The 22,021-nt window shown below is 73.5% G+C and carries 25 protein-coding genes; 18 read left to right on the plus strand and 7 right to left on the minus strand.

All coding sequences use genetic code 11. The features are described from left to right. The first annotated feature begins 92 nt into the window (after positions 1–92). Together ACFYML_RS23385 and ACFYML_RS23390 are read left to right on the plus strand one after the other, a co-directional pair. Positions 93–761, plus strand: a complete 669-nt coding sequence (locus ACFYML_RS23385) for a hypothetical protein (protein ID WP_387422664.1) — start codon at positions 93–95, stop codon at positions 759–761. Between the two features lie 131 nt (positions 762–892). Further along, the gene (locus ACFYML_RS23390; RefSeq protein WP_357440974.1) at positions 893–1,477 is read left to right on the plus strand and encodes a YbjN domain-containing protein; all 585 of its coding nucleotides are present in this window, start codon (positions 893–895) and stop codon (positions 1,475–1,477) included. A gap of 49 nt (positions 1,478–1,526) precedes the next feature. Here ACFYML_RS23390 and ACFYML_RS23395 read toward each other — a convergent pair whose 3' ends face one another. The 3 genes from ACFYML_RS23395 to ACFYML_RS23405 all read right to left on the minus strand — a co-directional run bounded on the left by ACFYML_RS23395 (position 1,527) and on the right by ACFYML_RS23405 (position 4,680). Then, a complete protein-coding gene (locus tag ACFYML_RS23395; protein ID WP_357441106.1) occupies positions 1,527–1,916 on the minus strand; it encodes a globin in 390 nt (129 codons plus the stop codon). An 83-nt stretch (positions 1,917–1,999) separates the two neighbouring features. Beyond that, on the minus strand, positions 2,000–3,391 hold the full coding sequence (locus tag ACFYML_RS23400) for an MFS transporter (protein WP_387422665.1): 1,392 nt from the start codon (positions 3,389–3,391) through the stop codon (positions 2,000–2,002). 248 nt (positions 3,392–3,639) lie between these two features. Then, positions 3,640–4,680 carry a mechanosensitive ion channel family protein gene (locus tag ACFYML_RS23405; protein WP_387422711.1) on the minus strand — a complete coding sequence of 347 codons (1,041 nt, stop codon included), beginning with the start codon at positions 4,678–4,680 and terminating at the stop codon, positions 3,640–3,642. A 179-nt stretch (positions 4,681–4,859) separates the two neighbouring features. On the opposite strand from ACFYML_RS23405, the gene ACFYML_RS23410 reads away from it, so the two are divergent. Together ACFYML_RS23410 and ACFYML_RS23415 are read left to right on the plus strand one after the other, a co-directional pair. Then, positions 4,860–4,982, plus strand: coding sequence for a hypothetical protein (locus ACFYML_RS23410; protein WP_274534575.1), 123 nt, complete (start codon positions 4,860–4,862; stop codon positions 4,980–4,982). Further along, positions 4,975–5,514 (plus strand): HNH endonuclease, encoded by a 540-nt coding sequence (locus tag ACFYML_RS23415; RefSeq protein WP_073836615.1) that lies wholly within the window; start codon positions 4,975–4,977, stop codon positions 5,512–5,514. Before ACFYML_RS23410 ends, ACFYML_RS23415 begins: the two co-directional genes overlap by 8 nt. A 109-nt stretch (positions 5,515–5,623) precedes the next feature. Here ACFYML_RS23415 and ACFYML_RS23420 read toward each other — a convergent pair whose 3' ends face one another. The 3 genes from ACFYML_RS23420 to ACFYML_RS23430 all read right to left on the minus strand — a co-directional run bounded on the left by ACFYML_RS23420 (position 5,624) and on the right by ACFYML_RS23430 (position 7,982). Continuing rightward, entirely contained in the window at positions 5,624–6,397 is a 774-nt protein-coding gene (locus ACFYML_RS23420) for a class F sortase (protein ID WP_387422712.1), read from the minus strand. Between the two features lie 492 nt (positions 6,398–6,889). Beyond that, entirely contained in the window at positions 6,890–7,399 is a 510-nt protein-coding gene (locus ACFYML_RS23425; protein ID WP_357440978.1) for a hypothetical protein, read from the minus strand. A gap of 112 nt (positions 7,400–7,511) precedes the next feature. Continuing rightward, positions 7,512–7,982, minus strand: a complete 471-nt coding sequence (locus ACFYML_RS23430) for an Lrp/AsnC family transcriptional regulator (protein ID WP_387422666.1) — start codon at positions 7,980–7,982, stop codon at positions 7,512–7,514. Between the two features lie 140 nt (positions 7,983–8,122). On the opposite strand from ACFYML_RS23430, the gene ACFYML_RS23435 reads away from it, so the two are divergent. The 14 genes from ACFYML_RS23435 to ACFYML_RS23500 all read left to right on the plus strand — a co-directional run bounded on the left by ACFYML_RS23435 (position 8,123) and on the right by ACFYML_RS23500 (position 21,316). Next, positions 8,123–9,007, plus strand: coding sequence for a tryptophan 2,3-dioxygenase (locus ACFYML_RS23435; RefSeq protein ID WP_387422667.1), 885 nt, complete (start codon positions 8,123–8,125; stop codon positions 9,005–9,007). A 14-nt stretch (positions 9,008–9,021) separates the two neighbouring features. Further along, the gene (kynU, locus tag ACFYML_RS23440; protein WP_387422668.1) at positions 9,022–10,299 is read left to right on the plus strand and encodes a kynureninase; all 1,278 of its coding nucleotides are present in this window, start codon (positions 9,022–9,024) and stop codon (positions 10,297–10,299) included. Next, positions 10,296–11,630: an FAD-dependent oxidoreductase gene (locus ACFYML_RS23445; protein WP_387422669.1), complete on the plus strand. Its 1,335-nt coding sequence runs from the start codon at positions 10,296–10,298 to the stop codon at positions 11,628–11,630. Before kynU ends, ACFYML_RS23445 begins: the two co-directional genes overlap by 4 nt. A gap of 20 nt (positions 11,631–11,650) precedes the next feature. Then, a complete protein-coding gene (locus ACFYML_RS23450) occupies positions 11,651–13,132 on the plus strand; it encodes a 2-hydroxymuconic semialdehyde dehydrogenase (protein WP_387422713.1) in 1,482 nt (493 codons plus the stop codon). A gap of 116 nt (positions 13,133–13,248) precedes the next feature. Beyond that, complete coding sequence (locus ACFYML_RS23455; RefSeq protein ID WP_387422670.1) at positions 13,249–14,046, plus strand: 2-keto-4-pentenoate hydratase; 798 nt, start codon at positions 13,249–13,251, stop codon at positions 14,044–14,046. Between the two features lie 53 nt (positions 14,047–14,099). Continuing rightward, the gene (locus tag ACFYML_RS23460) at positions 14,100–15,065 is read left to right on the plus strand and encodes an acetaldehyde dehydrogenase (acetylating) (RefSeq protein WP_387422714.1); all 966 of its coding nucleotides are present in this window, start codon (positions 14,100–14,102) and stop codon (positions 15,063–15,065) included. Beyond that, positions 15,062–16,117 (plus strand): 4-hydroxy-2-oxovalerate aldolase, encoded by a 1,056-nt coding sequence (gene dmpG / locus ACFYML_RS23465; protein WP_387422671.1) that lies wholly within the window; start codon positions 15,062–15,064, stop codon positions 16,115–16,117. Before ACFYML_RS23460 ends, dmpG begins: the two co-directional genes overlap by 4 nt. Further along, positions 16,114–16,887 (plus strand): 2-keto-4-pentenoate hydratase, encoded by a 774-nt coding sequence (locus ACFYML_RS23470; RefSeq protein WP_387422673.1) that lies wholly within the window; start codon positions 16,114–16,116, stop codon positions 16,885–16,887. The genes dmpG and ACFYML_RS23470 overlap by 4 nt, the downstream gene beginning before the upstream one ends. Positions 16,888–17,020: 133 nt before the next feature. Then, positions 17,021–17,449, plus strand: a complete 429-nt coding sequence (locus ACFYML_RS23475; protein ID WP_387422715.1) for a RidA family protein — start codon at positions 17,021–17,023, stop codon at positions 17,447–17,449. Then, positions 17,446–17,970, plus strand: coding sequence for a 3-hydroxyanthranilate 3,4-dioxygenase (locus tag ACFYML_RS23480; RefSeq protein WP_387422674.1), 525 nt, complete (start codon positions 17,446–17,448; stop codon positions 17,968–17,970). The genes ACFYML_RS23475 and ACFYML_RS23480 overlap by 4 nt, the downstream gene beginning before the upstream one ends. Next, on the plus strand, positions 17,970–18,971 hold the full coding sequence (locus ACFYML_RS23485) for an amidohydrolase family protein (RefSeq protein WP_387422675.1): 1,002 nt from the start codon (positions 17,970–17,972) through the stop codon (positions 18,969–18,971). The genes ACFYML_RS23480 and ACFYML_RS23485 overlap by 1 nt, the downstream gene beginning before the upstream one ends. A gap of 123 nt (positions 18,972–19,094) precedes the next feature. Then, positions 19,095–20,555: an amidase gene (locus ACFYML_RS23490; protein WP_387422676.1), complete on the plus strand. Its 1,461-nt coding sequence runs from the start codon at positions 19,095–19,097 to the stop codon at positions 20,553–20,555. 76 nt (positions 20,556–20,631) lie between these two features. Next, positions 20,632–20,916 carry a hypothetical protein gene (locus ACFYML_RS23495; RefSeq protein ID WP_073836601.1) on the plus strand — a complete coding sequence of 95 codons (285 nt, stop codon included), beginning with the start codon at positions 20,632–20,634 and terminating at the stop codon, positions 20,914–20,916. Further along, positions 20,903–21,316 carry a DUF5130 family protein gene (locus ACFYML_RS23500; protein ID WP_387422677.1) on the plus strand — a complete coding sequence of 138 codons (414 nt, stop codon included), beginning with the start codon at positions 20,903–20,905 and terminating at the stop codon, positions 21,314–21,316. Before ACFYML_RS23495 ends, ACFYML_RS23500 begins: the two co-directional genes overlap by 14 nt. 60 nt (positions 21,317–21,376) lie before the next feature. Here ACFYML_RS23500 and ACFYML_RS23505 read toward each other — a convergent pair whose 3' ends face one another. Next, the gene (locus tag ACFYML_RS23505; RefSeq protein WP_387422678.1) at positions 21,377–21,940 is read right to left on the minus strand and encodes a Uma2 family endonuclease; all 564 of its coding nucleotides are present in this window, start codon (positions 21,938–21,940) and stop codon (positions 21,377–21,379) included. Positions 21,941–22,021 lie beyond the last annotated feature (81 nt).

A 22,021-nucleotide genomic window follows, 5' to 3' on the forward strand; every position in this document is an offset into this window, starting at 1 on the left:
GCGCGCCCCGCGGCCGGGAGCCGAGGGGGCGGCGTGAGAGTGCGGCGCGGGCCGGTCCGGCGAGCCCCGCGGTCGCGAACCGAGGAGCTCGGGTGACCGGGCCGACGGCGGGGCACGGGCTCGACGGGGTGGCCGACGCGGGGGCCTTCCTGGCCCGGCTGGTCCGGCTGGACCCGGCCACTCTGGTCCGGCTCCGGCCGGTGCCCGGCGTCGGCCGTACCGCCCTCTGGGCCCGGTTGCCGTGGGGCGTCCTGGTGGTCCGCACGGTCACCGGGACGGCCCCGGGTGACGTCACCGTCGCCGCCGGGGAGTTGCTGGCCGAGCTGTCGGCCGGGGGCGCCGCGCTGCCCCGGCGTCGCGACGACGGCTGGCGCTGGCCGCTGCCGCCGCCGGCCAGTCGGGCGGTGGAGGCCCTGCCCGCCGAGGACGTACGCCGGATCGCCGCCGCGGCGGCCGGGACACTGCGCGAGGCGGCCACGCACGGCGTGGCGGGCCGCGCGGTGGGGCAGCGCGCGCTGCGGGACGCGCTGCTGGACCACGTCGCCGTGGTGGTGACTCCGGACGACGCGCCGGACGCCCCGGTGGAGGTGCCGCAGCGGTTGGTGCAGGGGCTGGTCCGGATGGGCTTCGTCGGCACCGGCGACATCCGGGTACGCGTCGCCGGCCGATGGGTCGGTCTGGTCGGACCGTACGGAGCGGCCTGGTCGCGGAAGGTGGCGGAACTGAGCCTTACGCCCACAATCACTCATCCGAACGGATGACCCCGGATCATCCTTCCGGTTTGGTGCGTCCGTTGGGGGGATGCCTCAGCCCGGCTGTACGGGTACCGTCCATGCTCGGATCCAACGCACCGTAGGCGGCTGGATCCGCTGGGGAGTGAGGTGCGCGAGCGATGCCGTGGTGGTCATGGCGCCCAGGTCCCGCCAGTGGCGGCGATCCGGAAACTCGAACCGGGATCACAGTGGAGGAAACCGTCCGGGTCGGACCGCCGACCCCCCGCCAGCCGGGGGACGACACCCCGGCCGCCGAGCGGCCCGTGATCGCGGACATGCCGGCAACCGTCGCCCCGGTCACCCTCCGCCGGGTCTGCGACGCGCTCGACCTGCTCGACGTGCGTTACCTGGCCGACGGCGACGGCAACCTGCTGGCCATGTGGGAGCGGCACGCGGTGCTGGTCACCCTGGAGGGGCCGGACGACGAGATCCTGGTGATGCGAGCCCGTCCACACGCGACGGTGCCGCCGGACTGGGCCGACCGCGCCTACCGCGTGGTCAACGAGTGGAACCACACCCGACGGTTCTGCAAGGCGTACATCGGCGACCCGACCGAGCGCGGTCAGCTCCCGATCTACGCGGAGCTCCAGGTCCCGCTCGGCGCCGGCACCCACGACGCGCTGCTGGTCGAGATGCTCGACTGCGGCGCCGCGGTGGCCACCACCTTCGTGGACTGGCTGCACGACGAGGGCGCCCTGCTCTGACCGCGCCGGCCGGGGCCCCCGGGCCCCGGCGCCGCGCGATCCGCTGCCGTCAGGCCCCGGCGGCCGGGTCCTCCATCACGTTGACCATGAAGTACGCGGCCCGCTCCAGGTAGTCCCAGAGCGCGTCGGCGATCTCCGGCGGCAGGTCCAGCCGGTCCACGGCGCGCCGCATGTGGCGCAGCCAGGCGTCCCGCTCGGCCGCCCCGATCCGGAACGGCGCGTGCCGCATCCGCAGCCGCGGGTGGCCACGCTGCTCCGAGTAGGTGTGCGGGCCGCCCCAGTACTGCATGAGGAACAGGGTCAGCCGGTCGGCCGCCGGGCCGAGGTCCTCCTCCGGGTACATCGGGCGCAGCAGCGGGTCATCGGCAACACCCGCGTAGAACTCGTCCACCAGCTTGCGGAAGGTGGGTTCGCCGCCGACCGCCTCGAAGAGGGTCATCGACTCGCCTGGGGAATTCACCCTTCCATCCTGCCAGGTGCCGACTGCGCAACCGCCCCGCCCACCGGCCGGCGGGAGTCAGCTCACCCCACCGCGTGCCGGCGCCGGCCCCGCTCACCGGAGCGGTTGCCGATCACGCCGGACGCGCCCGTCATGGCCGGGGCGTGCGGGTCTGGGCCGGCGGCGTCCCGGGCGACCGAGTCGGCCTCGGCCGCCGCGACGGTCGCGGCCACCGTCTCCGGGCGCGGCCAGGTGAGCACCGCCAGGAGCATCAGCCCCACCCCTGCGGCACTCCACACGCCCACCACCGCGGGGATGCTGAACCGTTCGGCGAGCGCCCCGGTGACCAGCACGGCGGCACCCTGGGTGATCTGCGTGCCACTGGCCATCACGCCGAACGCCCGGGCCCGGTAGCCGTCCGGCAGGGCGCGGACGAACAGGCCGTTGGCCACCGGCAGCAGCCCGCCCACGGCGAAGCCGCAGCCGGCGGCGAGGAGCGCCACCAGGAGCGGCGGCGGGTCGAGCAGGGCGGGAACGAGCGCCGCCGGGGCGAGGACCGCCAGCGGGCGGATCAACGCCACCCGGCGGTCCGGGGCGACGAGCCGGCTGATCAGCAGCCCGCCGAGGATGTAGCCGACCGGGTTGGCCGCCATGATCACCGCCTGGGCGGTGCCGGCGTCCATCGCGCCGTCGGTCCGGTTGGCGGCCCATGGGGCGGCCAGCCCCTCCGGCACGATCGAGAAGACCACCGCGCTGAACACCACCACGGCGATGGCCCGCAGGACCTGCTGACCGAAGACGATGCGGAAGCCCTCACCGGTCTCCCGCAGCAGGTGGCTGCGGTGCGCGGCGGTCATCGCGGGCGGTCGGTCCCGGAGGCCGAACCGGCACAGGGCGGCCGACAGGCCGAAGGTGGCCGCGTTGATCAGCAGGGCGACGTTGGGGTCGATCGCGGCGATCGCCGCGCCGAGCAGGTAGCCGACGACCTGGGCGGCCTGGGCGGTGCTCGCGGTGACCGACAGGCCCAGCACCAGCCGGTCGCCAGTGAGGATGTGCGGCGTCAGCGCGGACCGGGCGGCCTGGCTCGGCGGGTTGGCCAGGGTGGCGGCGAAGATCAGGGCGAGGATCGCCCAGGGGGGCATCACCGGCACGGCCACCAGTGCCATCAACGCCATCCGGATGACGTCACAGATCACCATGACCTGCCGGTACCGGTGCCGTTCGGCCAGCGCGGAGAGCAGTGGGCCGCCGATCAGCCAGGGCAGGTAGCTGGCCGCGAACGCGGCGGCGGAGAGCGCCACCGAGTCGGTCTCCCGGTAGACCAGGACGGTGACGGCGGCTTTGGCCAGGTAGTCGCCGACCCAGGAGAGGGTGCTGGCGGTGAAGAGGGCGCGGAACTCCGGCTGGCTGAACACGTCGCGGAAGGTGGCCGAGCCCTCCTGGGCGGGTCGCTCGTCGGACACCGTCGCCTCCATCGTCCCCGGGCCGACCACTCGTGGTGGGACCGACCGGGAACCGTCGTCAGGTTTACGGATCAGCGAGGACACGAGCACGCTCCGACCGGAGCGTGCTTACCGGATTCTGCCCGATCGTCTGACAACTGGCTAGGGTGAACGGATTGATCGTCGCATCTCCGACTGAACGATCGGACGATACCCGAGGGGCCGCACGGCGCGCGACCCCCGCCAACCGCCGGCCCCGCAGGGCCGGGTGGCGACCGGCCTCAGGTCGCCCCGCCGGTGCCCGTCTCCCCGGGAGTCGGGACGTTGGGCGGCAGGCCCGGGTAGAGCCGGGCCGCCGCGATCCGGGCGGTGATGCCGGAGTTCTCCAGCGCCTCGGCCAGCCGGCGGCGCAGCTCGCGGCCGACGGCGAACTGCCCGTCGGCGGTCGTCTTGACCACCGTGCGGATCACTGCCCCGTCCACCGTCATCTGTTCGACGCCGAGCACCTCCGGCGGCTCGACGATCTGGGCTGCCAGCTCCGGGTCCATCGCCACCGACGCGGCCGCCGTACGCAGCACCGCGCTGGCCTCCTCGGTGCCGGCGAAGCCGATCGGCAGGTCCACCACCACCAGGGCCCACCCCTGGCTCTTGTTGCCGACCCGGACGATCTCGCCGTTCCGGATGTACCAGAGCACGCCCCGGCCGTCCCGGACCGTGGTGACCCGCAGGCCCACCGCCTCCACCACACCGGTCGCCTCGCCGAGGTCGACGGTGTCGCCGACGCCGTACTGGTCCTCGATCAGCATGAACAGGCCGGCGATCAGGTCCTTGACCAGGCTCTGCGCGCCGAAGCCGAGGGCGACGCCGGCGATGCCGGCGCTGGCCAGCAGCGGGGCCAGGTCGAAGCTGAACTCCTTCAGCACCATCAGCAGCGCGATGCCGAAGATGAAGGCGGTGACCATGCTGCGCAGCACCGAGCCGATCGCCTCGGCGCGCTGCCGCCGCCGCTCCGGCACGAAGTCCTCCGGGTTCGCCGCGGCGCTGGGGATCCGCTCGCGCAGCGGCTTGAGCAGGGTGGGCACCGAGGTCTCGCTCGTCGTCCGGACGAGCCGGTCGATCGCCCGGTGCAACGCCCAGCGGGCGACGAAGGCCAGCAGCAGGATCAGGATGATCCGCAGCGGCTTCAGCACGATCCAGTAGCTGCCCTCGGCGAACCAGACTGAGCCGGTCAGCTCCAGTACCTGCTTGCACAGGGGGTCGGTCCGGCAGTCGACGGACGGACTCGGGCCGGGGTCGGGCGCGGCGGCCAGAACGCGGAGCATCAGGTCGGCGGTACTCACCCTGCTTTCGTACCGCACGGCTCCTGGACGTCCGCTGCTGACCCACCGCGACGGGGGCCCGGTCACCCCCTCCCGGTGAACCGGTCATCGTGGCACAGCCACGAAAGGTTCATGAGGGTACCCCGGATTAGTACGTGCAATCGCGGGTCCGATCAGGGACGATGGGCGCAGCGGACGTCGGTGATCCGGCCGGCGTCGGTGCGGCTCCCCGCTGCCTGCGGGGCACCCCCCGGCGCAAACAGCGGCAGGAGCGGCTGGACCGGGAGGGTGAGCACGATGCCTGACATACGACCCACGGCGGGCTCTGGTGCACTCGTTCTCAACGCCACCTACGAGCCGCTGTGTGTCGTGTCGGTGCGTCGCGCCGCGATCCTCGTGCTCTCCGCCAAGGCCGTCTGCGTCGCGGACGGCGACGGCGTCCTGCACAGCGCCCGCAACGCGCTCCCGGTCCCCTCGGTGGTCCGGCTGACCCGCTACGTCCGGGTGCCCTACCGCACCCATGTCGGGCTCTCCCGCCGGGCCATCTTCGCCCGGGACGGCTGGCGGTGCGCCTACTGCCGCGGTCCGGCCGAGACCATCGACCACGTCTTCCCGCGCAGCCGGGGCGGCCGGCACGCCTGGGAGAACGTGGTCGCCGCCTGCGCCCGGTGCAACCACACCAAAGGGGACAAGACGCCGGCGGAGCTGGGCTGGCGGTTGCACAGCCTGCCGGCGGCCCCGAAAGGGACGGCCTGGCGGGTGCTCGGGCACCGGGCGCCGGACCCGCGCTGGGCGGACTGGCTGGACCTGCGCGAGCCCGAGCCCGAGGCCGCCTGAGCCCGCTCGCCGGCCGCCCGCCTGAGCCCCTTCGCCGGCCGCCAGCCTGAGTCCGTTCACCGGCCGCGCGCCTGAGCCCGTTCACTCGCCGCCCGGCCTGAGCCCGGGCTCACGGGCCACGCGCCTCGACCAGCGACGCGTAGACCACCAGGTTGTCGGCGTATCCGGTCGCGCCGCCCACCCATCGGCCGCCGCAGGTGATCAGGCGCAGGTTCGGCTGGCTGAAGTCGCCGAAGATCTCGTTCACCGGCAACCGCTCCTTGCCGTACCGCTGCACGGAGGTGACCTCGAAGACCGCCACCGAGCGGTCCTCCCGGGTCACCTCGACCCGGTCGCCGTCGTCCAGTTTCTTGAGATCGTGGAAGACGGCGGGGCCGGTGGTGGTGTCGACGTGCCCGACGATCACCGCCGGGCCGTTCTGCCCCGGGGTCGGTCCCTGGTCGTACCAGCCGGCCTCGCCGGCCCGCTCCAGCGCGGGTACGGCGATGCTGCCGTCGGCGGCGATGCCGACCCGGTGCACCGGGGCACGCAGACCGATCTTGCCGATCGCGATGTCGGTCGGCGGGCTCGCCGCCAGCACCGGGAACTTTTTCGGCGGCGGCCGTATCCCGGCGAAGAGCCGGTCCGGCAGCACGGTGACACCGGTCACCCGCTCCACGCCGAGCATCGCGATGATCAGCACCATCAGCGTGCCGATCACCAGCACCGGGGCGCCGGGGCCGCGCCGCGCCGCGTACCGCCAGCGGGCGGCGGTGCGGGTGGGCCGGACCGGCGCGGTGCGGGCGCGCGGGCCGGCGGTGGCGACGCTTGCCGTGGCGGCCTGGCCGGCGGTGCGGGCGAACCGACGGGTCGCCCGGGTCACCAGCCGGAGCGAGGTCCGCAGCCTGCGGCCGGCCGTACCGGGCCGGGTCCTGCGGGCGTCCCGGTTCGCCTGCGGCCGGACGTTCCGCACGTGGCCCACGCCCCGGGCGGGCCGGCCGCGGCCGCCGCCGATCCGCCGGGTGCGGCCGTCGCCCTGGATGCGCGGGCTGCCGTCGAGGCGGGCCGGCCGGCCACCGATCCGCCGGGTGCGGCCGTCGCCGTGGATGCGGGTGCCGCGGCGACCGGGCGCCGGCGGCATGCGGCCGTCCCGACGGATGCGGGCGGCCCGGCCGTCGCCCTGGATCCGGGGGCTGCGGCCCCTGCCGTCGATCCGCGTGGGGCGTCCGCCGGGGCCGGCCGGCGCGGGCGCGCCGGTCAGGGCGGCGACACCGCCGGCGCCATCCCGCGTCGCCGGGGTGCCGCCGTCGCCGCTGATCCGCGCGCTACGACCGTCGTCCCGGGCGTCCGGCTGCCGGCCGGGTCGGGTCCGTGGGCCTGCCATGGCCGCACCTCGTCAGAAGCGCGACCCGGTCCTGCGGCGGGCGCCGACGCCGGCCACCACCGCCACCGCGACCAGTCCGCCGACCAGCAGCAGCGAGCCGGCGCCCCGGCCGCCCGCCGTGCCGCCCCCGCCGGTGGCCGGGCCCTTGCTGGGCTGGGCCATGTTCAGCACGGTCAGCACGGTCTGTGCGGTGTTCCCGTTGGAGCAGCGCAGGTCGACCGGGAAGTCACCGGCCTGCTTGTTGGCCGGGATGGTCACCGCCCCGGTGAGGAAGCCGTTGTCCGGTCGGAGCATCACCCGCCCGAAGGCGTCCGAGTTCACCTCGGCCTGCCGGTTGTTCGCGTTGTCGCAACTGGCCCGGATGTTCACCCGGGTGCCGGCCTGCGCGGGATTCGGCGTGACCTCGACGAAGACGTTCTCCCCGGCGCGGGCCGGCGTGGCGGTGATCAGGATGAACGCCCCGACCAGGGCGAGCACGCCCAGTACGGCGGACAGGGCGCGGTGTGACACGAGCCCTCGCATGGTTCCCCCCTCCCGGTGCGGCGCACCGGAATCCTGCTGACGGGCAGTGCCGGCTGCTTTCCCGCTGGCGCCGGGGCAAACCGGTGCGGGACCGCCGACCGGGGGATCACGCTCAGCGGCGGCGACCGGCCGACGATGAACCGGTGCGGGGCAGCGGGGTGACCGGGTGCCAGTCCAGCGGGGTGGAGAGCACCATCGTGCTGGACGGCTGGCCGTACGGGGCGAGCCGGTCGATGACCCGCTCGAACTCGTCGATCGAGCCCGCCGCGACCTTGAGCATGCTGCACGCGTCCCCGGTGATCCGGTGGATCTCCATGATCTCCGGCCAGCCCGCCACGTCCGGGTCGTTGAGGATGCACCAGGACCCGTAGCAGGACATCCGGATCAGGGCGACCACGGTACGGCCGGCCCGGGTCAGGTCCACGTGCGCGTGGTAGCCGGTGATCACCCCGGACTCCTCCAGCCGGCGGACCCGTTCGGCCACCGCCGGCGGCGACAGGTGCACCCGGCGGGACAACTCGCTGAACGAGAGCCGGGCGTCGGCCTGGAGCTCGCGCAGCAGGGCCCAGTCCATGTCGTCCACTGCGTGACCTTTCCTTCGTGAACCCGGGAGCCGTGCGGCCTTCAACACGGCAGGTCAAACCACCGTACCGCCGTTGAACAGGCATTCCATTCGCGGATCCAGGAGCGGGATCATGTCGTCTACCCCGCGTACCGAGGGAGATGACGGTGGAACAGACGACGGCGGTTCGTCCGGCCACCCCGCAGCAGCGGGCGGCCCGGGCGGCGCGCAACGGCGGCGAGCCGACGCTGGAGTTCGCCGACCGGGTGCCCTACGACGCCTACGTGCGGGCGAGCACACTGCACCGGTTGCAGGAGCCGCTCAGCGACGATCCGGGTGAGATGTCCTTCCTGATGGTCAGCCAGATCATGGAGCTGTACTTCGGGCTGACCTGCCACGAGCTGCGGCACGCCCAGCGGGAGCTGCGGGCCAACCGGATCTGGGAGGCGCTGCCCCCGCTGCGCCGCGCTGCCCTGCACCTGGAAGGGCTCAACGCCGCCTGGCAGGGGCTGCGCTGGATGACCCCGGCCGACTTCAACCGCTTCCGCGACCGGCTCGGCGAGGGCTCCGGCTTCCAGTCCGCCATGTACCGGCAGCTGGAGTTCCTGCTCGGCCTGCGCGACCCGGCGCTGATCCGCCCGTTCCGCCGGCAGACCGAGGTGCACGCGGAGCTGACCGCCGCCCTCGCCGCACCGAGCCTCTGGGACGACGTGATCGCCCTGCTCGCCCGGCGCGGCTTCGACCTCCCCGGCGAACTGCTCGACCGGGACGTGGCGACCGAGCACGACCCGCACCCCATGGTCGAGGCGGCCTGGGTACGCATCTACGCCGACGGCGGCCCGGACAACCACCTGCGCCTGCTGGGTGAGGCGCTGACCGAGGTGGCCGAGCGGTTCGGCGACTGGCGCTGGCAGCACATCAAGGCGGTGCAGCGGACCATGGGCGCCAAGGTCGGCAGCGGCGGCTCGGCCGGGCTGGCCTGGTTGCAGCGCAGCATGGCCCGGGTGGTCTTCCCCGAGCTGTGGTCGGCCCGGACCGCGATGTGACCGGAGAGAAGGACATGCCCACCCCCGAAGAAGAAGCCCGCCGGCTCGATGCCGCCGACCCCGGCCATCGGCACCTGTTCCACGTGCCCCCCGCCGAGGGCGGGCGGTACCCCGAGGTGGCGTACCTGGCCGGCAACTCGCTGGGCCTGCAACCCCGGGCCACCCGGGACGAACTCCTCGCCGACCTGGACGCCTGGCGCCGGCTGGGCGTGGAAGGGCACCTGGAGGCGAAGCGGCCCTGGCTGCCGTACCACGAGCTGCTGACGGCGCCGGCCGCGCGCCTGGTCGGCGCGCTCCCGGCCGAGACCGTGGTGATGAACTCCCTCACGGTCAACCTGCACCTGCTGATGGTGAGCTTCTACCGGCCGGCCGGCGAGCGGACCCGGATCGTCATCGAGGACAGCGCGTTCCCGTCGGACAGCTACGCGGTGCGCAGCCAGGCCCGGTTCCACGGCCTGGACCCGGACGCCACCGTGGTCCGGTTGACGCCGCGCCCGGGCGAGGACACCCTGCGCACCCAGGACGTCCTCGACTTCCTGGCCGCCGAGGGGCACACCGTGGCGTTGCTGCTGCTCGGCGGGGTCAACTACCTGACCGGTGAGCTGATGGACCTTCCGGCGATCACCGCCGCCGGGCGGGCCGCCGGTGCGGTGGTCGGCTGGGACCTGGCGCACGCGGTCGGCAACGTACCGCTGGCGCTGCACGACTGGGACGTCGACTTCGCCGCCTGGTGCTCGTACAAGTACCTCAACTCGGGGCCGGGCGCGCTGGCCGGTGTCTTCGTTCACGAGCGACACCTGGGCGACCCCGGCCTGCCCCGGTTCGAGGGCTGGTGGAGCACCGAGGCCGCCACCCGGTTCGAGATGACCCCGGTCTCCCGGCCGCCGGCCACCGTCGAGGCGTGGCAGATCTCCAACCCGCCGATCTTCGCGATGGGCCCGGTGCGTACCTCGCTGGAACTCTTCGACTCGGTCGGCATGCCGGCGCTGCGGGAGCGCAGCCTCCGGCTCACCGGCTACCTGGAGCGGCTGCTCGACGAGGTGACCGTCGGCCGGCCGCTGACCGTGGTCACTCCGCGCGACCCGGACCGCCGAGGCTGCCAGCTCTCCGTGCGGATCGGGGTGGGTAGTGCGAACGAGCTGACCAAGCGGCTGCGGCACGAGCACGGCGTGATCGCCGACGCGCGGGAGCCGGACATCGTCCGGTTCGCCCCGGTGCCGCTCTACTCGACGTACCACGACTGCTGGCGGGTCGCCGACGCGCTGGCCGCCACCGTGGAGGCGATCTCATGAGTACCGAACGCGACGAGATCGCCGTCGTCGGGGCGGGGCTGGCCGGCTGCCTGCTGGCCTGCTACCTGGCCCGGCGCGGATACCCGGTGGCTCTCTACGAGCGGCGGCCCGACCCGCGCAGCGGGCAGGTCGAGCGGGGCCGCTCGATCAACCTGGCGCTGTCCGAGCGCGGCCTGGACGCGTTGCGCCGGATCGGGCTGGAGCGGCAGGTGATGGCGGACGCGCTGCCGATGCGTGGCCGGATGATCCACCCCGTCGAGGGGGAGCCGCAGTTCCAGTCGTACAGCGGCTCCGGCGACCGGGCGATCAACTCGATCAGCCGGGGCGCGCTGAACAACGCCCTGCTCACCGCCGCCGCCGCGCTGCCGGGCGTGCGGATCGCGTTCGACCACCGGCTGGTCGGGCTCGACCCGGCCACCAACGAGATGACCTTCGAGACCCCGCAGGGCAAGGTCGCCGCCACCGCGTCGGTCGTCCTCGGCGCCGACGGTGCCGGCTCCGCCGTGCGTGGGCAGCTCCTCGGGTACGGCGCGCTGGCCGAGAGCCTGGACTTCCTCGACTACGGCTACAAGGAGCTCAGCATCCCGCCGATCGGCGGCGAGTTCGCCCTGGATCCGGGCGCCCTGCACATCTGGCCGCGGGGCACCTCGATGATGATCGCCCTGCCCAACCCGGACCGCTCCTTCACCTGCACCCTGTTCTGGCCCACCCACGGCACCGCGAGCTTCGCCTCGCTGGGCAGCCCGGCCGCCATCGAGCGGTACTTCCGCACCCACTACCCGGACCTGATCCCGCTCGCGCCGAACCTGGTGGACGACTACCAGCACAACCCGGTCGGGGTGCTGGGCACGGTCCGCTGCACCCCGTGGCAGGTGGACGGCAGGGTGGGCCTGCTCGGCGACGCGGCGCACGCCATCGTGCCGTTCTACGGCCAGGGCGCGAACTGCGCCTTCGAGGACGTGGTCGAGCTGGACCGCTGCCTGGACGAGTGCGGTGACCAGTGGTCCGTGGCGCTGCCGCTGTTCGAGCAGCGGCGGCAGGCCAACGCCGAGGCGATCGCCCGGATGGCGCTGGCCAACTTCGTGGAGATGCGGGACAAGGTCGCCTCGCCGGTGTTCCAGACCCGCAAGCGGATCGAGCACGCCCTGGAGCGGGCGCTGCCCGGCCGGTACGTGTCGCAGTACGAGCTGGTCTCCTTCTCCACCACCCCGTACGCCGAGGTGCGCCGCCGGGTGCGCCGGCAGTACCAGGTGCTCGGGGCGGTCGCGGCCGGCGCGGTGGCGGCGCTGGCCGGCGCGGCGATGGTGCTCGGGCGAGGGAGGCGGCGATGACGCTCTGGGATCCGCGGCTGATGGCCGGGCACGCGCCGGACGGCCCGGGCCTGCTGCGCAACTTCGTCGGCGGCGAGTTCGTCGCCGCCGGGCGGCGGTTCACCAAGCGCAGCCCGGTGACCGGCGAGCCGGTCTTCGAGGTGGTCGAGGCCGACTCGTCCACGGTGGACGACGCGGTGGCGGCGGCGCGGGCGGCGCTGCGTGGCCCGTGGGGCCGGATGGGCGAGCGGGAGCGCGCCGAGGTGCTGCGGCGGATCGCCGACGAGTTGGAACGCCGCTTCGACGATCTGGTCGCCGCCGAGGTGGCCGACACCGGCAAGGCCATCTCCCAGGCCCGTACGCTGGACATCCCGCGCGGCGCGGCCAACTTCCGGGCGTTCGCCGAGATCGTGGCGACCGCGCCGACCGAGTCGTTCACCACGGTCACCCCGACCGGCGGCCGGGCGCTCAACTACGCGGTCCGCAAGCCGGTCGGTGTGGTCGCGGTGATCGTGCCGTGGAACCTGCCGCTGCTGCTGCTCACCTGGAAGGTCGCCCCGGCCCTGGCCTGCGGCAACGCCGTGGTGGTCAAGCCCAGCGAGGAGACCCCGGCGTCGGCCACCCTGCTCGCCGAGGTGATGGCCGCGGCGGGCGTACCGGAGGGCGTGTTCAACCTGGTGCACGGCTTCGGCCCCGACTCGGCCGGGGAGTTCCTCACCCGGCACCCGGGCGTGGACGCGATCACCTTCACCGGGGAGTCCGCCACCGGCAGCGCCATCATGCGGGCCGCCGCGGACGGGGTGAAGGCGGTCAGCTTCGAGTTGGGCGGCAAGAACGCCGGCCTGGTCTTCGCCGACGCCGACCTGGACGCGGCGGTCGCCGGGTCGGTCCGGTCCAGTTTCACCAACGGCGGCCAGGTGTGCCTCTGCACCGAGCGGATCTACGTGCAGCAGCCGGTCTTCGAGGAGTTCACCGCGCGGCTCGCCAAGCGCGCCGACGACCTGGCGTACGGCTGGCCAGCCGACGAGGCGACGGCGAACATGCCGCTGATCTCGCACGGCCACCGGGACAAGGTGCTCGGCCACTACGACCTGGCCCGGGCCGAAGGCGCCGAGGTGTGTGCCGGGGGCGGGGTGCCGCGCTTCGGCGACGCCCGGGACGGCGGCGCGTACGTGCAGCCGACCGTGCTGACCGGGCTCGGGCCGGACGCCCGCACCAACCGGGAGGAGATCTTCGGCCCGGTGGTCCACGTCGCACCCTTCGACGACGAGGACGAGGCGTACGCCCTGGCCAACGGCACCGACTACGGCCTGGCGGCGACGATCTGGACCCGCGACGTGGGCCGGGCGCACCGGGCCGGGTCCCGGCTGGACGCCGGCATCGTCTGGGTGAACACCTGGTTCCTGCGCGACCTGCGCACCCCGTTCGGCGGGGTGAAGGCCTCCGGCATCGGCCGGGAGGGCGGGGTGCATTCGCTCGACTTCTACTCCGAACTCACCAACGTCTGCGTGGACCTCACGTGAGCGCGCGTTCCGGGCAGAATGCACGGGGTCGTGAGCGCGAGGAGCGAGCCGGGGTTGCGAGCCCCGCAGTCGCGAACCGTCGCGAGCGTCGTCAGCGAGCGCAGCGAGGAGCGGGGATGACCACCGTCGACATCGAGGCCGCCAACCGGGAACTGGCCGTCGCCCGGCAGGACGAGAAGCCGTGCCCGCCCCTGCGGGGCCGGCTGCTGCCGGAGGGTGACATCGAGGCGGCCTACCAGGTGCAGCAGGTGTACACCCGGCAGCGGCTCGGCAAGGGCCACCGCCGGGTGGGGGCGAAGATCGGGCTGACCTCGCGGGCGGTGCAGGAGAGCTTCGGCGTGTTCCAGCCCGACTTCGGGGTGCTCTTCGACGACATGGCGGTCGGCGACGGCGTCGAGGTGCCGATGGGCCGGCTGCTCCAGCCCCGGGTGGAGGCGGAGATCGCCTTCGTGCTGGGCGCGGACCTGCCCGACGAGCGGGTCACCACCGTCGACCTGATCCGGGCCGTGGACCACGTGCTGCCGGCCATCGAGATCGTCGACTCGCGGATCGCCGGGTGGGACATCTCCATCGTGGACACCGTGGCGGACAACGCCTCCAGCGGGCTCTTCGTGCTCGGCACCGCGCCCCGCCGGCTCGCCGATGTGGACCTGCGCCTGTGCGGCATGGTGCTGGAGCAGGCAGGTGAGCCGGTCTCGGTGGGGGCGGGGGCGGCCTGCCTCGGCAACCCGCTGCACGCGCTGGAGTGGCTGGCCGGCACGATGGCCCGCGCCGGCGATCCGCTGCGCGCCGGGGACGTGGTGCTCTCCGGGGCGCTCGGCCCGATGGTGCCGGTCACCCCCGGGGCGGCGTACGAGGCGCGGATCTCCGGGCTGGGCTCGGTGCGGACCTGTTTCTCCAAGGAGGCGTCGTGAGCGCGAGGAGTGAGCTTGCGAACCCCGCAGTCGCGAACGAAGAGGGCTCGGCGATGACAGTCGGCGTGGCGGTGCTGGGGTCGGGCAACATCGGCACCGACCTGATGATCAAGGTGCTGCGGCTGAGTGACCGCCTGCGCATGGTGGTGATGGCCGGCATCGACCCGGCGTCGGACGGCCTGGCCCGGGCCCGGCGGCTGGGCGTGGCGACCACCGCCGAGGGCGTGGACGGGCTGGTGGCGCTGCCCGAGTTCGCCGACGTCGAGCTGGTCTTCGACGCCACCTCGGCCGGCGCGCACCGCCGCCACGACGCGGTGCTGCGGGCGCACGGCCGGACCGTGGTCGACCTGACTCCGGCCGCCATCGGCCCGTACGTGGTGCCGCCGGTCAACCTCGATGAGCACCTGCACGAGGCGAACGTCAACATGGTCACCTGCGGTGGGCAGGCGACCGTGCCGATCGTCGCCGCCGTCGGCCGGGTCACCCCGGTGGCGTACGGGGAGATCGTCGCCTCGATCGCCTCGAAGTCGGCGGGGCCGGGCACCCGGGCCAACATCGACGAGTTCACCGAGACCACCGCCCGGGCCATCGAGGTGGTCGGCGGCGCCGAGCGCGGCAAGGCGATCATCGTGCTGAACCCGGCCGACCCGCCGCTGCTGATGCGGGACACCGTCTACTGCCTCTGCCCGGACGCCGACGCCGACCGGTCCGCCATCGCCGCCTCAGTCGGCGAGATGGTGGCCACCGTGCAGGAGTACGTTCCGGGCTACCGGCTCAAGCAGGACGTGCAGTTCGACCGGGTCGACACCTACGTGCCGTCGCTGGGGCGGCAGCTGGCCGGGCTGCAGGTCTCCGTCTTCCTGGAGGTCTCCGGCGCCGGGCACTACCTGCCCGCGTACGCCGGCAACCTGGACATCATGACCTCGGCCGCGCTGCGCACCGCGGAGCGGCTGGTGGCCCTGCGCTCGGCCGGGCACGGCCCCGCGCCGGCGCGGCACGCGGAGGTGACCGTCCGATGACTGATCTCTACATCCAGGACGTGACGCTGCGGGACGGCATGCACGCCATCGCGCACCGGTACACCGTGGACCAGGTGCGGACCATCGCCGCCGCGCTGGACGCCGCCGGGGTGGCCGCCATCGAGGTGGCCCACGGTGACGGCCTGGCCGGGTCCAGCGTCAACTACGGCCACGGCGCGGCCAGCGACGCCGACTGGATCTCCGCCGCCGCCGAGGTGCTGACCGGCGCGAAGCTCACCACGCTGCTGCTGCCCGGGATCGGCACCATCGCCGACCTGAAGGCCGCGAAGGCGCTCGGGGTGACCAGCGTCCGGATCGCCACCCACTGCACCGAGGCGGACATCTCCGCCCAGCACATCTCCTGGGCCCGGGAGCACGGCATGGACGTCGCCGGGTTCCTGATGATGTCGCACATGAACGACCCGGCCGGGCTGGCCGCCCAGGCCAAGCTGATGGAGTCGTACGGGGCGCACTGCGTCTACGTGACCGACTCCGGCGGCCGGCTGCTGATGTCCGACGTGGCCGAGCGGATCGACGCGTACCGGCAGGTGCTCGAACCGGAGACGCAGGTCGGCATCCACGCCCACCACAACCTGTCGCTCGGGGTGGCGAACAGTGTGGTCGCGGTCGAGCACGGGCGGATCCTCGGGGGCGGGCCGCTCGGCTCCCCGTCCGGGCGGACCGTCCGGGTGGACGCCTCGCTGGCCGGCATGGGCGCGGGTGCGGGGAACGCCCCGCTGGAGGTCTTCGTCGCGGTCGCCGAGCTGCACGGCTGGAAGCACGGCTGCGACGTGTTCGCGCTGATGGACGCGGCCGACGACGTGGTCCGCCCGCTCCAGGACCGGCCGGTCCAGGTGGACCGGGAGACCCTCTCCCTGGGATACGCGGGCGTCTACTCCAGCTTCCTCCGGCACGCCGAACGCGCCTCCGCGAAGTACGGGGTGGACGTCCGCTCGATCCTGGTCGAGCTGGGCCGGCGGCGGATGGTCGGCGGCCAGGAGGACATGATCGTGGACGTGGCGCTGGACCTCGCGGGCAAGGAGAACTCATGATCGGACCGGACATCGCGGGGATCGCCGAGAAACTGGGCGCGGCCGCCGACACGGCCACCGCCGTCCCGCAGCTCGCGGCCGAGACCGGCCTCGACGTCGACACCGCGTACGCGGTGCAGACCGCGCTGCTCCAGCGCCGCCTCGACCGGGGCGAGCGGCTGGTCGGGCTGAAGATGGGGTTGACCAGCAAGGCGAAGATGGCCCAGGTCGGCGTGGACGAGGTGATCTGGGGCCGGCTCACCGACGTGATGCGGGTCCCCGACGGCGGGACCGTTGACGTTGCCGCCTTCATCCACCCCCGGGTGGAGCCGGAGGTGGCGTTCCTGCTGGACCGCCTGCCCGAACCCGGCGAGCCGGTCGGCGCGTTCACCGACGCGGTGCGCGCGGTCGCCCCGGCCATCGAGCTGATCGACTCCCGGTACGCCAACTTCACCTTCTCCCTGCCGGACGTCATCGCCGACAACACCTCGGCCGCCGCGTTCGTCGTCGGGCCCTGGTCGCCGGTGCCGGCGGGGCTGGACAACCTCGGCGTGCTGCTGGAGATCGACGGCCGGGTGGCGCAGGTCGGCTCGACCGCGGCGATCCTCGGCGACCCGCGCCGGGCCCTGGACGAGGGGCTCCGGCTGGCCGGCCGGCACGGCGTCCGGCTGCGCGAGGGCTGGCTATTCCTCGCGGGGGCCGCCACCGCGGCCGTTCCATTGCGTCCCGGCGCCCACGTCCGCGCCGTGGTGGAGAAGCTCGGCACCGCGTCGCTGCGGGCTTCGTCGTGAGTGCTGTGGTGGGGGTTCCGGGCAGCCCGGCCGGCTCCGGGCGGTCAGGCTTGATCCCTCCGCCGGCCGGGCTGCCCGGAACCCCTGACGTGGTCCGGCCGGTCCCGTCCGTCACGGTCCGGGGGTGGTGGTCGTGAGTGGCGGGGCGCGGGTGGTGGCCGGGAAGGCTGTGCCTCGGGGCGCGTTCCCGCACGTCAAGGTGGCGGGCGGCTTCGTCTTCGTCTCGGGTACGTCGTCCCGGCGGCCGGACAACACCTTCGCCGGTGTCGAGGTGGACGAGTTCGGCACGACCAACCTGGACATCCGGGTGCAGACGCGGGCCGTGATCGAGAACATCCGGGATCTGCTGCGGTCGGTCGGCGCCGACCTGTCCGACCTGGTCCAGGTGACCAGCTACCTGGTCAACATGAATGATTTCGGTGGATACAACGAGGTGTGGGCGGAGTTCTTCGACGCCACCGGGCCGACCCGGACCACGGTGGCGGTGCACCAGCTGCCGCATCCGCACCTGCTGATCGAGATGCAGGCCGTGGCCCTACTTCCGTCTGGAGGTCCGTCATGAGTGAGATCGCCGAGCCGTTCAGCTTCTCCGGCTGGATCGGGGAGAACCAGCACCTGCTCAAGCCGCCGGTGGGCAACAAGGAGATGTTGCCGGGCAGCGATGACTTCATCGTCATGGTGGTGGGCGGCCCCAACCAGCGGACCGACTTCCACGTCGACCCGTACGAGGAGTTCTTCTACCAGGTCAAGGGCAACATGCACGTCAACCTGATGCTGCCCGAGGGCCCGCGTACGGTGCACGTCCGCGAGGGTCAGATGTGGATGCTGCCGCGCAACACCCCGCACTCGCCGCAGCGGCCCGAGGCCGGCTCGATCGGCATGGTGATCGAGCGGGTCCGCGAGGAGGGCACGCTGGAGAAGTTCCAGTGGTACTGCCCCGAGTGCAGCCACCAGGTGCACGAGGTGGAACTCCAGGTCCGCGACATCGCGGCCGACCTGCCCCCGGTCTTCTCGGCGTTCTACACCGACGAGAAGGCCCGTACCTGCACCAACTGCGGCGCGCTGCACCCGGGCAAGGGCTGATGCCGGGACGTGTCGTGGACGTGCACACGCACGTCGTACCCAAGGGGTGGCCGGACCTCGCCGCGGCGTGCGGCGGGTCCGGCTGGCCCTGGCTGCGGGTGGACTCCGAGCGCGCCGCCATGATCATGGTCGGCGAGACGGAGTTCCGGCCGGTCGGCGCGGAGTGCTGGGACGCGGCGACCCGGCTGGCCGACATGGCCGCCGACGGCGTCGACGTGCAGGTGGTCTCGCCCACCCCGGTCTTCTTCAGCTACGACCGCCCGGCCGAGCAGGCCGTCCGGGTGGCCCGGATCTTCAACGACCTCACCTTGGCGGTGACCGCTGCCGGGGGCGACCGGCTGGTGCCGTTCTGCCAGGTGCCGTTGCAGGACCCGGACCTGGCCTGTGCGGAGCTGGACCGCTGCCTGGCGGCCGGTCACGTCGGCGTGGAGATCGGCAACCACGTGGGCGACCGCGACCTCGACGACGCCGGCATCGTGCAGTTCCTGACCCACTGCGCGCAGGTGGGCGCCCCGGTCTTCGTGCACCCCTGGGACATGCCGGGCGGCCCGCGACTGGACCGCTGGATGGCCCGCTGGTTGACCGGGATGCCGGCCGAGACGCACCTCTCGGTGCTGGCGCTCATCCTCGGCGGGGTCTTCGACCGGGTGCCGGAGACGCTGCGGATCTGCTTCGCGCACGGCGGCGGCAGCTTCCCGTTCTGGCTGGGCCGCGCCGACAACGCCTGGCACCGCCGGGGCGACCTGGTACGCGGCGCCTCCACCGCCCCGCCGAGCTCCTACGTCGACCGATTCTGCGTCGACTCGGTGGTCTTCGACCCGGCCGCGCTGCGGCTGCTGGTCGACACCATGGGGGAGGACCGGGTGCTGGTGGGCAGCGACTACCCGTATCCGCTGGGGGAGCGGCCGGTCGGTCAGGTGGTCCGGAAGGCGGACTTCCTCACCGCCGACCAGCGCGACAGGCTCCTCTCCCGCAACGCCCTGCGCTTCCTGCACGGCTGACGGCGGCCGGGCCTCGGCTGCGACACCACCCGGCGTCTCAACACATCCCGATGCCGGCCTTGGCGCGCAGGCACGCGGCGGGTGATGAGTGCGAGGGGCGTGGCCACCAGGCAGGATGTCGGTATGGCCGAGCCGCACGACCTGACCGCGCTGGAGCAGGCCGCCGCGATCCGCCGGGGCGAGCTGTCCAGCGTGGAGCTGGTCGAGCACCATCTGCACCGGGTCGAGGCGCTCGGCGACACCGTGGGCGCGTTCGTCACCGTCACCCCCGAGCGGGCCCGGGAGGCGGCCCGGGCCGCCGACGCGGTGCCGGTGGACCGGCGCGGGCCGCTGCACGGCGTACCGACCGCGATCAAGGACCTCACGCTGACCGCCGGGGTGCGGACCACCTTCGGTTCGGCCGCCTTCGCCGACCTCGTGCCGCCGGTCGACGCCGACGTGGTCCGGTTGATGACCGCCGCCGGGCTGGTCAGCCTCGGTAAAACCACCACCTCCGAGCTGGGCTGCTCGCTCTACTCGGAAGGGTTGGTGGCGCCACCGGCGCGGAACCCGTGGCGCCTCGCGTACACCGCGGGCGGGTCCAGCGGCGGCGCGGCGGCCGCGGTGGCGGCCGGGCTGGTGCCGGTGGCCCAGGGGTCCGACGGCGGCGGCTCGCTGCGCATCCCGGCGTCGCTCTGCGGTCTGGTCGGATACAAGCCGAGCCGGGGCCTGGTCTCCGGCGGCCCGCTCGGGTTCGGTGGGTTCGGGCTGCCGGTGAACGGCCCGCTCGGCCGGACCGTCGCCGACGTGGCCGCGCTGCTCGACGTCATGGGCCAACCGGTGCCCGGCGAGCCGTACCTGCCGCCGGCCGCGCCCGCCGGCGGTTACCTGCGCGTCGCTCGCGGCGCGGCGCCCGGGCGGCTGCGGATCGGCCGCTTCACCACGCCGATGCTCGCCGACGAGCCCGTCCACCCCGACTGCGTGGCCGCCGTCGACCGGGCCGCCGCGCTGCTCACCGCGGCCGGCCACGAGGTGGTCGAGGTGCCCGCGCCGCTCGGCCCGGCGGCGTGGCCGCTCTTCGAGACCCTCTGGTACGTGCTCGCGCTCTCACCGGTGCCGCCCGAGCGGGAGAGCGAGCTGCTGCCGCTGACCCGGTTCCTCCGCTCCCGGGGCGCGGCCGTCGGCGCCGGTCCGCTGCTGGCCGCGCTCGGCGAACTGCAGGCCCAGGTACGCCTCGGCGTCCGCCGGACCGCCGGCTGCGACCTGCTGCTCTGCCCGACCCTGGCGGCGCCGCAGGCGTCGGTGGGCGCGTTCGCCGCCCTCGACCCGGCCGAGGATTTCGACCGGCAGCGCCGCTTTTCGCCGTACTGCGCCATCTTCAACGTGACCGGCGATCCGTCCGTTTCCCTGCCGATCGGCCGGACCGGTGACGGCCTGCCGGTCGGGGTGCTGCTCACCGGCCGGTACGGCGCGGATGCCACATTGATCGCCACTGCCGCGCAGTTGGAGCACGGCTGTGGCGGGTGGGATCAGCACCCCGCAATCTGGCGGGCGGTCGGCTCCGCTAACGTGAACATCACAAGCGGGGTCGGGGACCCGTCGTAATGATCGTCCACCCGACCCGGAAATTCCTGGTCTCTCTTTCCGCCTGGGGGCGTTGGGATTGTCTGTTACCGAGACGTTGCTGGTCTTCGCTGGCATCCCGGCGGCCGCGGTGCTGGTGATCGCCGGACTGGCGTTCGTCGGTGGCCGTGGCGGCGGTGGCGGCGCCAAGCGCTACCGGCCGGGCCGGCCCTTCGACTTCACTCCGGTCTGGTTCCTGGGCCGTCCGGAGCAGCTGGCCGACTCGGCCGGCACGGCACTGGCCGCCGGGGCGCAGGCGCCGGCGCTGAGCAGCCGCAAGCAGGAACTGGCCGGCCGCGAGGCGCCGGCCGCGGGTACCGGAGGCGCAAGTGACCGTTGGTGAGATGTCGGCCGCGACCGGGACGGGCAACCCGCCCCAGGTGCTGGACGGGCCCTTCTCGACCCGTCAGCTGCTCCGCATCGACGAGGCGCTCCGCCTGGCCGACCAGGGCACCGGGCTGGTCTTCTCGGTCTACGTGGGCGGCCTGGACGAGCCGATCCGGGAGCACGCCGAGCGGCTGCACCGGCAGCTCGCCGAGCCGGACAAGTCGGTGCTGATCGCCGTGTCGCCCAACCAGCGGCAGCTGGAGATCGTCACCGGCCGGTACGCCCGCAAGCGCATCCCGGACACGTATGCCAAGCTCGCCGCGCTCTCCATGGTGGCGTCCTTCGGCGGCGGCGACCTGGCCGGCGGCATCATCCAGGGCCTCGACCAGCTCGCCAGCCACGCCGGCAAGGGCTGAGCCGCTTTCTGTACGACGAAGCCCGCCCCGCGAACTCGCGGTGTGGGCTTCGTCGTTCTGTCAACGGGGCCAGACGGACGGGTCGAGCCGCATCGGCCACGGCTCGCCGACCGCGACCGGGTCATCCGGTCCCACTGTGCCGAGCAGGTCGTAGTGGACGCCCTTGACCAGCTCATAGCGGTACACCATCGGACCGAAGTCGGCCCGCTCGACGCGCCAGTAGGCGGGAATGGCCGCCTCGGCGTAGAGGGCGGGCTTGGTGAAGCGGTCATGCCGGCGGCTGTTGGGCGACTCCACCTCGACGACCAGGGCGATGTCCGCCGGATCCGCCCACATCCGATCCCGCCGCGCACCAGGCCTGAGAACCGTGATGTCCGGGATCAGGTTGCCACCCGGCACCCGTACGCCGATCTCTCGGATCACCCGCCAGCCGTCCGGCGCCGCCTGCCGCAACGCCATCCGGATGTCGTCCGCCAGTTCGTGATGGTCCGGTCCGGCCGGAGGGGTCACGTGCAGGCTCCCGTCGATGATCTCGTAGCGGTGCCCGTCTTCCGGCAGGTCGAGCAGGTCCTGCTCGCGCCAGCTACGTTCCGGTGGGCGCCACTCGTAGGTCGGCTGTGCCATCACGTCCACCTCCTGCCCACACGATAACGGCCAGGGGGCGACGCGGGCTCGCACCCGCGCCGGCCCCGGGCCGCGCACTCC

Origin of the sequence: Micromonospora sp. NPDC007230 (assembly GCF_042869115.1) — a bacterium.
Classification (GTDB): domain Bacteria; phylum Actinomycetota; class Actinomycetes; order Mycobacteriales; family Micromonosporaceae; genus Micromonospora.